Annotated in this window: 11 protein-coding genes; 7 read left to right on the top strand and 4 right to left on the bottom strand. The window is 59.6% G+C overall.

Going from position 1 to position 13398, the window contains the following annotated elements; all coding sequences use genetic code 11:
* The first annotated feature begins 26 nt into the window (after nt 1–26).
* A complete protein-coding gene (locus QU606_RS19780; RefSeq protein WP_024075375.1) occupies nt 27–521 on the top strand; it encodes a hypothetical protein in 495 nt (164 codons plus the stop codon).
* A gap of 72 nt (nt 522–593) precedes the next feature.
* Nucleotides 594–1265: a DUF3313 domain-containing protein gene (locus QU606_RS19775; protein WP_304997385.1), complete on the top strand. Its 672-nt coding sequence runs from the start codon at nt 594–596 to the stop codon at nt 1263–1265.
* Nucleotides 1266–1277: 12 nt separating this feature from the next.
* Here the strand turns inward: QU606_RS19775 and QU606_RS19770 are convergent, their stop codons facing one another.
* Together QU606_RS19770 and QU606_RS19765 are read right to left on the bottom strand one after the other, a co-directional pair.
* Nucleotides 1278–2678 carry a DUF1254 domain-containing protein gene (locus QU606_RS19770; RefSeq protein WP_024075377.1) on the bottom strand — a complete coding sequence of 467 codons (1401 nt, stop codon included), beginning with the start codon at nt 2676–2678 and terminating at the stop codon, nt 1278–1280.
* A gap of 229 nt (nt 2679–2907) precedes the next feature.
* Entirely contained in the window at nt 2908–3273 is a 366-nt protein-coding gene (locus QU606_RS19765) for a response regulator (protein WP_024075378.1), read from the bottom strand.
* Between the two features lie 297 nt (nt 3274–3570).
* On the opposite strand from QU606_RS19765, the gene QU606_RS19760 reads away from it, so the two are divergent.
* The 5 genes from QU606_RS19760 to QU606_RS19740 all read left to right on the top strand — a co-directional run bounded on the left by QU606_RS19760 (nt 3571) and on the right by QU606_RS19740 (nt 10138).
* Nucleotides 3571–7068 carry a response regulator gene (locus tag QU606_RS19760; RefSeq protein WP_024075379.1) on the top strand — a complete coding sequence of 1166 codons (3498 nt, stop codon included), beginning with the start codon at nt 3571–3573 and terminating at the stop codon, nt 7066–7068.
* Nucleotides 7069–7899 (top strand): protein-glutamate O-methyltransferase CheR, encoded by an 831-nt coding sequence (locus tag QU606_RS19755; protein WP_024075380.1) that lies wholly within the window; start codon nt 7069–7071, stop codon nt 7897–7899.
* Nucleotides 7896–8495 carry a chemotaxis protein CheB gene (locus QU606_RS19750; RefSeq protein ID WP_024075381.1) on the top strand — a complete coding sequence of 200 codons (600 nt, stop codon included), beginning with the start codon at nt 7896–7898 and terminating at the stop codon, nt 8493–8495. Before QU606_RS19755 ends, QU606_RS19750 begins: the two co-directional genes overlap by 4 nt.
* On the top strand, nt 8489–9682 hold the full coding sequence (locus QU606_RS19745) for a hybrid sensor histidine kinase/response regulator (RefSeq protein WP_024075382.1): 1194 nt from the start codon (nt 8489–8491) through the stop codon (nt 9680–9682). The genes QU606_RS19750 and QU606_RS19745 overlap by 7 nt, the downstream gene beginning before the upstream one ends.
* Before the next feature lie 78 nt (nt 9683–9760).
* Nucleotides 9761–10138, top strand: a complete 378-nt coding sequence (locus QU606_RS19740; protein ID WP_003217591.1) for a response regulator — start codon at nt 9761–9763, stop codon at nt 10136–10138.
* Between the two features lie 89 nt (nt 10139–10227).
* Here QU606_RS19740 and QU606_RS19735 read toward each other — a convergent pair whose 3' ends face one another.
* Nucleotides 10228–11898: an ATP-binding protein gene (locus tag QU606_RS19735; RefSeq protein ID WP_024075383.1), complete on the bottom strand. Its 1671-nt coding sequence runs from the start codon at nt 11896–11898 to the stop codon at nt 10228–10230.
* Nucleotides 11898–13397: an ATPase domain-containing protein gene (locus QU606_RS19730; protein ID WP_304997384.1), complete on the bottom strand. Its 1500-nt coding sequence runs from the start codon at nt 13395–13397 to the stop codon at nt 11898–11900. The genes QU606_RS19735 and QU606_RS19730 overlap by 1 nt, the downstream gene beginning before the upstream one ends.
* Between the last annotated feature and the right edge of the window lies 1 nt (nt 13398).

Here is a 13398-nt window from a genome sequence, read left to right as displayed (position 1 = left end):
AATGGGCTCACCCAAGGAAGTCCGCAATGGACGATGTACAGCAACTGGGCGAGATGCTTCGTCATTACGCCGATAGCGAAGCGCATAAAAAACAGCAGTTCGATGTGCAATCAGCCCGCTGGGCGCAAAAGCTCGGCGAGTTGTTCCAGCAGATCGAGCAGTGGCTGGAACCGGTCAAGACCCATGGCTTGCTGGAGGTTCATCGCGAAGCCTACGTGGCCAGCGGCCCGAGCATGCCGGTGGAGACATCGCCTTTCAACACGGAAAAACTCACGGTGCAGATCACCGGCAAAAACGTCGAGTTCGTGCCTGAGGTCATGGGCGCCGGCGGGTTGATCTGCGTGTCGGTCATGGGCCTTACCGCCGCGCGGCATGGCAGTGTCTCGCTGGTATTGCCCGCGGATAAGAACGACTGGCTCTGGAAGAAGACCAACGGCCTGAAAGACCCGGACACCTTCGGCTTCGACGCCAACTTCCTCGCGGCGCAGTTACAGAGCCTGATTCCCCGCGAACGCGGCTAAGCGCGCGATTTTTCCGTGATTGGCTATACCTACAGCTCAACGTTCTGATGATGGTTGCCAAGGAGTTCAAGCATGAAGCTAAGGCGAATGATCAGCACGCTCTGCATCGCTTCGATCGGGATGGTGGGCTGTGCCAGCAAAGTTACACAACCGGATGAATATTCGGGGTTCCTTTCCGACTACAGTCGCCTTAAGGAGGCCAAGTCGCCCTCGGGGGCCGAAGTGATGCGCTGGGTCGACCCCAAGCTGGATGTGAGTCGCTACAACGCGGTGTATATCGAACCCACCCAGTTCTACCCCAAGCCCCACGCCACGACGAAAATCCCCGAAAGCACTTTGCGCGGCATCAACGACTACTTCAACCAGGCGCTCAAGCGCGAGCTCGGCAAGTCATTGCCCCTGGCGCAAGGGCCAGGCAACGGGGTATTGGTGGTGCGGGCAGCGATCACGGCGGTCAGCACCAAGACCCAGGGGCTCAAGCCCTATGAGTATGTGCCTGTCGCGTTAGTCGCGGCGGCGGTCAGCGCTGGCAGCGGCATTCGCGACCAGGACACGATCCTGGGTACCGAGGCACAGTTTCTCGATGGGGCCAACGGCAACGTCGTCGCCCAGGTCGTGCGCAAAGGCACCGGCAACCCCCTGGAAAACGACGCACAAACGATGACGCCCAATGATGTAAAAGGCGTCATCGATGGCTGGGCGTCGGACCTGCATCAGTCCTCCCTGAAGTTCAGAAAGCCCTAGGCCCGCCAGCGTCTACTTGAGAGGGGTCAGCGGTGGCAGTTTCCATTCACCGTTGCCCACCTCAGGTTTGGGCAGGTAAATCCGCAGTACCGCGTAGAACGGACCAGGAGGGGCAGGTAGCCAATTGCTTTGTTCCTCTTTCGGCGGTTCGTGGTGCTGCAGCGCCAGGGTCAAGCCGCCGTCGGCGTCCAGCTTGAGGTTGGGCAGCATCCGCGAGTTGATCTGGTAACGCTTCTTGTGGTTGGGCACCAGCAGCTTGGTCTTGGCGTCGTACATGGTCAGCGACCAGAATGCATCGGCCGGCGGCAGCTGGCCCTTGGCAAAGTGGACGGTGTAGCTGTGACGAGCGCCGTTGGCGGGTTTACCCTCGCTGTCGATGAGGTAGCTCAGGGATGCCGCCTCATCGGCCGAGTTGCGGAAAATCCCGATGTTGGCGCCAGCGTAGCGGTACAGGTAGTTGTTCTTCAGGCGGTCACGGCTGCCGAACAGGTCGGCGCTGGCGACCTGATGGGTGTCGAGCTTGTCCTTTTTAAAGGCTGCGAATTCCGCCCTGGCGTCGCTAATGCCGTCTTCCAGGGCCTTGCGCTGTTCAGCCGTCAACTGGTTGACCTTGAACGGCGCGCCAGGGGCAATGCCGATCTTGGCAAAGCGCGCCAGCAGGTCTTTTTCGCTGTCCTGGGGCGCGGCGAAGGCCAGCATGAAGTTCAGGTAGCGAAACAACTGCGGTCCTTCGGTCATGGTCGCCAATGGCTTGGGCCATTGGATCTTGGCTGCCTTGGCCGGGGCGGCTTGCTTCACGTAATTGCTCAGCGACTGCACTTTGTAGCCGTTCTGAATCTGCTTGACCTTGTTCAGGTCCTTTTCATCAAACAACTGAGTGCGGTAGAGGGCGTAGGCAATATTGCTCTCGCTGTACACCACACGGTCCACGTTGACTGGCTGCTGACCTTTCCAGTCCGGGCCGGCGACCATGTAGTGGCCGCCATTGTTGCCGGTGCTGCGGGTGCCCAGGTAAGCGAAATTCTGCGTATAGAGGTCGATCAGTTGCACCGAGTAGTAACGGTCGTCTTCGATCTTGGGCAGGGTGAGCACCAGCGGCTCGCTGCGCAGATCCATCCACACGAATGAATAGGGTGTGTCGATGTTCGGGGTCGCGAATGCGGTGTCCTTTGGCGTGAGCGCCTGGGCGGTATTGCCGATATGGTTGAACGGTGCCTTGAAGTTGGCCCCGCCTTTATCAACGGCCTGGGTGTAGAGCGTCTTGTACATCTCAACGACTGGATAGCCATACAAGTAGGCTTCCTTGGCAATGGCCCGCGCTTCGCTCGGCGTCGCCGTGAAATCGGCCCAGGCACCGGTACTCATGAGTATCGAGAGGCTCGCCAACAGCAGGCGCGTCGGTTTTCCAATCATGTTGTTGCGTCCTTCCAGGGGGGCTTGGTGGGGAGAGTTATGGTACATGGCGCGGATGCGCCATGAGTTTCCATTTTTATTGGCCGAACGTCACGTTAAAAGCACGAAATCAGGCGTGCAGCCGCCGTTGCCTTGGCCGATCGAATCAATAACTGAGAAATTCAACGTCAGAAGCTGCGCAGGCGCTGACAGCCGTGCAGGGTGGGCAGCATGCGCTGACAGTGGGCGGTCATGCGGCAGGCGGCAACATCGCTTTGACCTTGTCGCGCAACTGATCGATCGAGAACGGCTTGGCGATCACCTGCATACCGGTAGACACATCGATATTTTCGGCATAGCCGCTGGCGAACAATATCGGCAAGGTCGGACGCAACTCACGGACCTTGGCCGCCAGTTGCTTGCCGTCCATACCCGGCAGGCCCATGTCGGTCATCATCAGATCAATCGTCTGGTGGATGTCTTCAACCACTTCGAGCGCCTTTTCGGCATCAGCGGCCTCCAGCACTGCGAACTCCAACTCTTCGAGTACATCGACGATCAGCATGCGCACGATGGCGTCATCTTCGACTACAAGGATGGTGGAGGCGGTGGGCATAGTAGACATTCCTGAAAGGTGAGGGGCTGAGCGTGAAAGGCAAAAAGACAACTTAGTAATGAGTGGAAGCAACGCCAGCAAGTTCCAAAGTAATTGCTGGCATTGTGACGTTCGTGGAGCAGAATGTCCCGTCGGGTTGTTCTGTTCCCCTTGCTTCTTTGGGTGAGGAAGAAAGCGCGAGGAGTTCCGGAGCCAAGCAGCCTGATATTTAAGCAGCCGAATCAATACAGAAAAATAGCGTTCGCGCGCAACTTTGGGGCAAACTCCTCGTTTTTCTGAATTGGCCAAGGCATGCCCATGACTCCCGCGTCGACTGTCGATGAAAAGAGCTTTCGTACACTGCTGGGCCGAAACGTCGCGCTGCCCCTGGGCGTGGGCGTGCTCAGCGCGGTATTTTTCGTCTGCCTGATCACTTATTTGCTGTCGGTAATCCAGTGGGTGGAGCACACCGACCGGGTCATCAACAACCTCAATGAGACGTCAAAGCTGACCGTCGACCTGGAAACCGGCATGCGCGGTTTCCTGATCACCGGTGACGAGCATTTCCTCGATCCGTATGAAGTGGCCAAGCCTCGCATCATTGCCGATTTGCGCAATTTGCAGGACCTGGTGGCGGACAACCCCCAGCAGGTGGACCGCCTCAAGCGCTTGGAAGCCTTGCAGATCGAGTGGAACAAGTACGCCCAATCGATGATTGATATGCAGCGGGAGAGCGGTGATTTCCGTAGCGCTGTGAAGGCCGGCCGCGGCAAGCGCCTGACCGACGAAATTCGCAAGGGATACGACGATGCGGTGGCGATGGAGCAGCAGTTCCGTATCGCCCGCAACGAAGACGTCACCCGTACCACGGTCATCAGCGTCAGCTTGTACCTGGCATTTGTACTCGGGTTGAGTGGCTTTCTGGCCTACATTGGTCGTAAGAATTTACTTTCCTTATCCGATAGTTACAGCGCAAACCTCGCGTCACAACAGAAGATCGCGCAGCGCCTCGAGCGGCAAGCCTGGTTGCGTAATGGCCAGACCGAGTTGGCCGAACAGGTCCTCGGCCAACTGACCTTGAACATGCTGGGCCGCAATATCTTGCAGTTCTTCGCCCAGTACATGGGCTCGGCCGTCGCGGCGCTGTATGTGCGCGAAGAACACGGCGGCCTCAAGCGCGTGGCCACGTACGGCTTCTCCCGCGAGCAGGAGCAGCAGGAACAGTCGATCTACAGTGACGAAGGTATCGTCGGGCAGGCTGCCCAACTGGATCGCCTGATTCGCCTCGACGACGTGCCAGTGGACTACTTCAAGGTCAGCTCCGGCCTGGGCGAAGGCGCCACGCGCAGCGTGATGGTGATGCCGACGAGCGACGATGACCGGGTCAACGGCGTGATCGAACTGGGTTTCCTGCGCCCTCTGGAAGAGCGTGACGTCGATTTGCTGGAGCTGATCGCCGGGAATATCGGCACTTCCATCGAAGCCGCGCGTTATCGCCAGCGCCTGCAGGAAGTGCTGGCCGAGACCCAGCAGCTCAACGAAGAGCTGCAAGTGCAACAGGAAGAGCTCAAGACCGCCAACGAAGAACTCGAAGAGCAGTCGCGCATCCTCAAGGAGTCCCAGGCCCACCTTGAGACCCAACAGGCGGAACTGGAGCAGACCAACGAGCAGTTGGCCGAGCAGACCCAGACCCTGGCGGAGCAGCGCGACGCCATGGACCGCAAGAACGTCGAACTCAACCAGGCCCAGCTCGAACTCGAGGACCGCGCCGAAGAGTTGCAGCGCTCCAGCAAGTACAAGTCCGAGTTCCTCGCCAACATGTCCCACGAGCTGCGTACGCCGTTGAACAGCTCGTTGATTCTGGCCAAGCTTTTGGCCGAGAACCCCCAGGAAAACCTCAGTGCCGAGCAGGTCAAGTTCGCCGAGTCGATCTATTCGGCGGGTAATGACCTGCTCAATCTGATCAACGACATCCTGGATATTTCCAAGGTGGAAGCCGGCAAACTGGAGGTGCGCCCGGAAAACTCCAGTGTGGCGCGCCTGGTCGACGGCCTGCGCGGGATGTTCGAACCGCTCGCCGCCGATCGCAAGCTGGCGTTCCAGGTCGAAGTGCTGGAAGGCTCGCCGACCATGCTGTTCACCGACCGCCAACGCCTGGAGCAGATCCTCAAGAACCTGCTGTCCAACGCCATCAAGTTCACCGAGCAAGGTGAAGTCAGCCTGTCGGTCTCCCGGGCGCCGGGTGAGGGCATTGCCTTTACCGTGCGTGATTCGGGCATCGGTATTGCCCCGGACCAGCAGGAAAGTATCTTCGAAGCCTTCCGCCAGGCCGACGGCACCACCAACCGCCGTTACGGCGGTACGGGCCTGGGGCTGTCGATTTCCCGCGACCTGGCCACCTTGCTCGGCGGCTATATCAGCGTGACCAGCGAGCCGGGCAAGGGCAGCGTATTTACCCTGGTGTTGCCGGAGCAGTACATCGAGCGTGAGGAAGACGCGGCGCCTATCGAGCCGCCACGCCAGGTGGTTGCGGTCCCGGCACCCAAGCCGATCGCGGTATCACCCTTGCCGATCGCGGACGCCAAACAGATCCCACGGTTTGCCGACGATCGCGAGAAAGCCCCGTTTACCACCCGTTGCATCCTGGTGGTGGAAGACGAGCCGAACTTCGCCCGCATTCTGTTCGACCTGGCCCATGAGTTGGGTTACCACTGCCTGGTGGCCCATGGCGCAGACGAAGGCTACAGCCTGGCCGAGGAATACATCCCCGATGCCATCCTGCTCGACATGCGCCTGCCGGATCATTCGGGCCTGACGGTGTTGCAGCGCCTCAAGGAACATGCCAATACCCGGCATATCCCGGTGCATGTGATTTCCGTGGAAGACCGCGTCGAAGCCGCCATGCATATGGGCGCCATCGGCTATGCGGTCAAGCCCACCACCCGCGAAGAGCTCAAGGACGTGTTTGCACGCCTGGAAGCCAAGCTGACCCAGAAGGTCAAGCGCGTGCTGCTGGTGGAGGACGATGACCTGCAACGCGACAGCATTGCCCGCCTGATCGGCGACGATGACATCGAAATCACCGCCGTCGGCTTTGCCCAGGAGGCCCTCGACCTGCTGCGCGCCAACGTCTATGACTGCATGATCATCGACCTCAAGCTGCCCGACATGCTCGGCAACGAGTTGCTCAAGCGCATGGCCACCGAGGATATCTGCTCGTTCCCGCCGGTGATTGTCTACACCGGGCGCAACCTGACCCGCGATGAAGAGACCGAACTGCGCAAGTATTCGCGCTCGATCATCATCAAGGGCGCCCGTTCCCCGGAGCGCCTGCTGGACGAGGTGACACTCTTTCTGCACAAAGTCGAATCCCAGCTGTCCCATGAACGCCAGACGATGCTCAAGACTGCCCGCAGCCGCGACAAGGTGTTCGAAGGCCGCAAGATTCTGTTGGTGGACGACGATGTGCGCAACATTTTCGCCCTGACCAGTGCCTTGGAGCACAAGGGGGCTGTGGTGGTCATCGGGCGTAACGGTCGTGAAGCCATCGATAGACTCAATGAGATCGACGATATCGACCTGGTGCTGATGGATGTGATGATGCCCGAGATGGACGGTTACGAAGCCACCACCTTGATTCGCCAGGACCCGCGCTGGAAAAAACTGCCGATCATTGCCGTCACCGCCAAGGCCATGAAGGACGATCAGGAGCGCTGTCTTGCGGCGGGTTCCAACGATTACCTGGCCAAGCCGATTGACCTGGATCGCCTGTTCTCGCTGATCCGCGTATGGCTACCGAAGATGGAACGCATTTAAGTGGAGCGAAGTTTTTTGGAAAAAAGCAGCGATATTGAGCTGCGCCTGCTGATCGAGGCGATTTACCTCAAGTACAGCTATGACTTTCGCGACTATTCCGGTGCGTCGGTAAAACGCCGCGTGGCTCACGCCCTGCGCCAGTTCGACTGCGCAACCATTTCGGCGTTGCAGGAGCGGGTGCTGCACGACCCGGCGGCGTTCATGCAGTTGCTGCAATTCCTGACGATTCCGGTCAGCGAGATGTTTCGCGACCCGTCGCACTTCCTCGCGATCCGCCAGGAAGTGGTGCCGCTGCTCAAGACCTACCCGTCGATCAAGATCTGGATCGCCGGCTGCAGCACGGGGGAGGAGGTGTACTCCATGGCGATCCTGCTGCGTGAAGAGGGGTTGCTGGAGCGCACCATCATCTACGCCACCGATATCAACCCGGCGTCCCTGGACAAAGCCAAGCAGGGGATCTTTTCTCTGGAGAATGTCCGCGCCTACACTGCCAACTACCAGCAGGCTGGCGGGCAGCGTTCATTTGCCGACTACTACACCGCGGCTTACGATTACGCGATCTTCGACAAGACGCTGCGTGAGAATGTGACCTTCGCTGACCATAGCCTGGCGACCGATAGCGTGTTCTCAGAAACTCAATTAATTTCATGCCGTAATGTTCTGATTTATTTCAATAAAAAGTTGCAAGACAGGGCGTTTGGATTGTTTCATGAGTCGCTGTGCCATCGCGGCTTCCTGGTGCTGGGCAGCAAGGAAACCCTGGAATTTTCCGGCTACAGCAAGCAATTCGAACCCCTGGTCAAGCAGGAACGGATCTACCGAAAATCATGAACGACGCCGCCGCCAACCCGATTCGCGGGATTGAAGCCATCGTCGTCGGCGCTTCCGCTGGCGGGGTCGAGGCGTTGCTGAGTATTTTCAGTGACTTGCCCGACACCTTCGGTCTGCCGATCGTCGCCGTGCTGCACCTGCCGGATGAGCGCCGCAGCCAGTTGGCCGAGGTTTTTTCACGGCGCCTGCGCATCCCGGTACGGGAAGGCCAGGACAAAGAAGCGATCGAGCCGGGCACCTTGTATTTCGCCGGCCCTGGCTATCACTTGTCGGTGGAGCATGATCGCAGCCTGTCCCTGAGCCAGGAAGACCGGGTACATCATTCCCGGCCTGCCATCGACTACCTGTTCGCCTCCGCCGCCGATACCTATGGCAAGGGCCTGCTCGCGATTCTGTTGACCGGCGCCAACCAGGACGGCGCCCATGGCCTGATGCAGGTCAAGCACAGCGGTGGCACCACGGTTGTACAGGACCCCGACGAAGCACGCATTGCGGTGATGCCACGGGCAGCCCTGGCCCTGCACACCCCCGACCATATTCTGACCTTGAGCCGCATTGCCTCCTTGCTGGCTTCCCTGGAATCTTCCCCATGTTAAGTACTGTCCAGGCCAAACTGCTGATCGTCGACGATCTGCCGGAAAACCTGCTGGCCCTCGAGGCGCTGATCAAGCGCGAGGATCGCCAGGTCTTCAAGGCCTTGAGCGCCGACGAGGCCTTGTCGTTGTTGCTGGAGCATGAGTTCGCCATGGCGATCCTCGATGTGCAGATGCCCGGCATGAACGGTTTCGAGCTGGCCGAACTGATGCGCGGTACCGAGAAAACCAAGAACATCCCGATTGTGTTCGTCAGCGCCGCGGGCCGCGAACTGAATTACGCCTTCAAGGGCTACGAAAGTGGCGCCGTGGACTTCCTGCACAAACCCCTGGACATCCATGCGGTGAAGAGCAAAGTCAATGTGTTCGTCGACCTCTACCGCCAGAGCAAGGCGATGAAACTGCAGGTCGAAGCCCTTGAGCGCAGTCGCCGCGAACAGGAACTGCTGTTGACGCGCCTGCAGGCCACCCAGGCTGAACTGGAACAGGCCGTGCGTATGCGCGATGACTTTATGTCGATCGTTGCCCATGAGGTTCGTACACCGCTCAACGGGCTGATCCTCGAAACCCAACTGCGCAAGATGCACCTGGCGCGGGATAACGCCGCCGCGTTTACCCTGGACAAGATGCACGCGATGGTCGACCGCGATGAGCGCCAGATCCAGAGCCTGATCCGCTTGATCGAAGACATGCTCGATGTGTCGCGTATCCGCACCGGCAAGCTGTCGATTCGCCCGGCACGCTTTGACTTGACGCAATTGGTACGCAACCTGCTGGAGAACTTTGCCCCCCAGGTGGCGGCCGCCGAGTCGTCGATGCAACTGGACGCCGAAGGGCCGGTGGAGGGCAACTGGGACGAGTTCCGTATCGAGCAGGTGGTCTCCAACCTGCTGACCAATGCGTTGCGCTACGGGGCCAAGAGCCCGGTGGAGGTGCGCGTCTATGCCGTGCACGGCGAGGCGCGGGTGGAAGTGCGTGATCATGGTATCGGGATCAGCGAAGACAACCAGAAGCGGATTTTCCAGCAGTTCGAGCGCGTATCCGCCAGCCATGTAGCCGCGGGCCTGGGCCTGGGGCTGTTTATTTCCGAGCAGATCGTGGCGGCCCACGGCGGCACCATCGAAGTCGAGAGCCAGATAGGCGAGGGCGCGCTGTTCCGGGTGTGCCTGCCCCTGGATGCGCCGGTGTGAAATCAATCGTCACCTCGACGCAACCTCTGCATGACCCTATGGTCGTATTTGCAGCAAATGACCGAACAAAGGCTTCCCATGAGTGAAGATGCACAAGATGTCGTACTGATCGTCGAAGACGACGAATCCATTATGTTCGTGCTGGGTGAATACCTGGCCGGCCTGGGTTACCGGGTATTGAAGGCCATCGATGGGGAGCAGGCGTTTGAAATCCTCGCAACCAAGCCACACTTGGACCTGATGGTCACAGATTATCGCCTGCCTGGGGGAATCTCCGGGGTGCAGATCGCCGAGCCGGCGATCAAATTGCGGCCGGAGTTGAAAGTCATCTTTATCAGCGGCTACCCGCAGGAAATCCTCGACTGTAATAGCCCGATCACGCGTAATGCGCCGATTTTGGCCAAGCCGTTTGACCTGGATACGCTGCAAGAGCATATCCAGCGACTTTTAGCTTGAAACAGCCCAAGGCGACAGTGTCCGCATGAGGGGACACTGCTTTAAATCGAACCAACGGATTGCCGCCTAGATCGGTCCGTTTACCCGCGTCACGCCTGAATCATCTCCCTGACCTTCGCCGTTAACAGATCAAAGGTGAATGGCTTGGTGATCAACTGCATTCCCGGGTCGAGGAAACCACCGCGCACGGCGGCGTGTTCGGCATAACCGGTGATGAACAGTACTTTGAGATCCGGGCGTATCTGGCGACCGATTTCTGCCAACTGCCGCCCGTTCATACCGGGCAGGCCGACGTCGCTGATCATCAGGTCAATGCGTTGTTCGGACTCGATAATCGGCAGCGCCGCGTCGGCATCTCCCGCTTCGACAAAGCCGTAGCCCAGCTCCTTCAGTACCGCGCAGACCAATACGCGTACGGCCGGGTCGTCCTCAACGATCAATACCGTTTCACCCGCATTGGCAAAGGGCAGCAACGTCGGGTTGTCGGCCTCCAGCGCGGTGAGCTCGCCCACAAAGCGCGGCAGGAACAGGCTGACGGTGGTGCCTTTGCCCACTTCGCTGTGGATCGTCACATGGCCGTGGGACTGACGGGCAAAGCCGTAGATCATCGATAACCCCAGGCCCGTGCCCTGGCCAATGGGCTTGGTGGTGAAGAACGGATCGAAGACTCGGCCCATCAAGTGTTCCGGAATACCGCAGCCGGTATCACTGATGCTGAGTTCTACATAGTCGCCGGGCTTCAAGGTGCCGTAGGCCGCCGTGAAAACGCTGTCCAGATGGCGGTTGGTGGTGTCAACCAGCAGTTTGCCGCCGCCGGGCATGGCATCCCGCGCGTTGATCACCAGGTTGAGCAGGGCACTTTCCAGTTGATTGGGGTCGGCTTCGGCGGTCCATAAGCCATCAGTCAGGTGCATGTCGAGGTCGATGCTTTCGTTGATGCTGCGTTGCAATAACTCTCCCATGGAAGCGACCAGTTGGTTGATATCCACCGGTTTGGAATCCAGCGATTGGCGACGCGAGAACGCCAGCAAACGATGGGTGAGGCCGGCAGCGCGGTTGGCGGACGTCACCCCCAAATCAATCAGGCTATCGAGGTCATCCAGCTTGCCCCGCGATACGCGCCTTCGCAGCAGCTCCAGGCTGCCGATGATCCCCGTCAGCATGTTGTTGAAGTCATGGGCGATACCGCCGGTCAACTGTCCGACCGCTTCCATTTTCTGCGATTGGCGTAATGCCTCTTCGTTGCTGCGCAGTTGGGCCGTGCGTTCCTCGACTTGTTGTTCGAGGGTTTCCAGGGTGCGTTGCAGGCGCAGTTCGCTTTCGCTCAGGTCCACCAGGCGGTCGCGGGCTTCGTATTGCCGGCGTCGACCACGCAGGGCGGCGCTGACCAGGCTGATCAGCGTCACCGGATGGAAAGGCCGCTCCAGGAAGGTCACGTTGCCCAGCAACCCGCTCAGGTGCGAGGAGCCATTCTGTTCGCTGCCGCCGTGGTGGGTCATCAGCACAATCGGCAGGTCTGACCAGGCCGGCTGCTGATGCAGGTGATCCAGCAGCGGTTCGAGGTCGACCCCGCGCAAGGCTTCAGCGGCGATCACCAGCAGGCCGGCACCGTGCTCCAAGGCGTCGCAGAGCATGTTCAGGTTGCTGGCTACCATACCGCTGTAGCCGGCTTCGTTGAGCATCATCAGCGCCAGAGAACCATCGCGCCCTAAGGGTGCGAGGATGATTGCGCGCTCGGAGAGGGGGGAAAAACCGCTCACTATCCCTCTTCCTTGAGCAAGGGTGAGCCGGAGCCCGTGAAGATCGGAATACCGCGCAATACACCCTGGAAGTTGTCGAGGGGCTCGCCCACGGTCATGCCACTGCTGCCGATACGGTATTCGCGGATCGTCGATTCATGGGAGCCGGTACGTTTCTTGATGATCGAGATGGCCCGACGCACTTTGCCCAATGCTTCGAAGTAACGGAGCAGAATGACCGTGTCGGCCAGGTAGGTGATGTCCACGGGGGTTTGCATATCGCCGACCAGCCCGTGTTGAGCGACGGTCATGAACGTGGCGGCGCCCCGGCGGTTGAGGTACAGCAGCAGTTCATGCATATGCAGGATCAGCGCGTTTTCTTCCGGCATGGCAGCCTGATAGCCGTTGATGCTGTCGATGACCACGGTTTTGATACCCCGCTCATCCACGCAGCGGCGCACGCGGTGCGAAAACTCGCCCGGCGACAGCTCCGCAGCGTCGACCTGCTCGATCAGCAGGTTGCCGGTGGCTTGCATCGCGGCGAGGTCGATGCCCATGTTTTTCATGCGCTCGAACAATAGCCCCAGCTCTTCATCGAAGATGAACAGGGCGGCTTTTTCGCCACGTGCGACCGCCGCGGCGGCGAAGATCATCGAGATCAATGACTTGCCGGTCCCCGCAGGGCCGAGGATCAAGCTGCTGGAGCCGGTCTCCACACCGCCGCCCATCAACGCATCCATCTGCGCAATACCGCTGCTCAAGGTCTCGCGGATGTAGCCGCCGCGATGTTCGGCTGCCACCAGGCGGGGGAATACGTGGATGCCATCGCCCATGATGGTGAAATCGTGAAAGCCGCCTCGGTATTTCTGGCCACGGTACTTCACCACGCGTATACGGCGCCGCTCAGCGCCATAGGTGGGCGTCAGCTCTTCCAGGCGAATCACGCCGTGGGCCACGCTGTGTACGGTTTTATCCAGGGATTCGGTGGTCAGGTCATCCAGCAGCAGCACCGTGGCGTCATAGCGTACGAAGTAATGCTTGATCGCCAGGATCTGCCGGCGATAGCGCAGCGAGCTTTGTGCCAGGAGCCGGATCTCCGACAGGCTGTCGATGACTACGCGGGTCGGCTTGACTCGCTCGACCACTTCAAAAATCTGCCGGGTGGCTTCCCCCAGTTCAAGGTCGGAGGAATACAGCAGGCTCTGCTGGTGCTCGGCGTTGAGCAGGCTTTCCGGCGGGGTCAGTTCGAAGATATGGATATGGTCGTCGAGTTCCCACCCATGGGATTTGGCGCCCTGGCGCAACTCGCGCTCGGTCTCTGACAGGGTGATATACAAACACCGCTCGCCGTTGTGTGCCCCCGCTTGCAGGAAGTGCAGCGCCACGGTGGTTTTGCCAGTGCCGGGTTCGCCTTCCAGCAAGAACAGATGGCTGCGTGAGAGTCCCCCGGAAAGAATGTCATCAAGACCTTCGATACCGGTGGCCGCCTTTTCACTGAACAGCTCTTTGGATGTAGACAAG

This window comes from Pseudomonas sp. OVF7 (assembly GCF_030644265.1).
Lineage (GTDB): Bacteria > Pseudomonadota > Gammaproteobacteria > Pseudomonadales > Pseudomonadaceae > Aquipseudomonas > Aquipseudomonas gorinensis.
The sequence above is the reverse complement of the archived record's forward strand: the minus strand, read 5'-3'. Positions and strand labels throughout refer to the sequence as shown.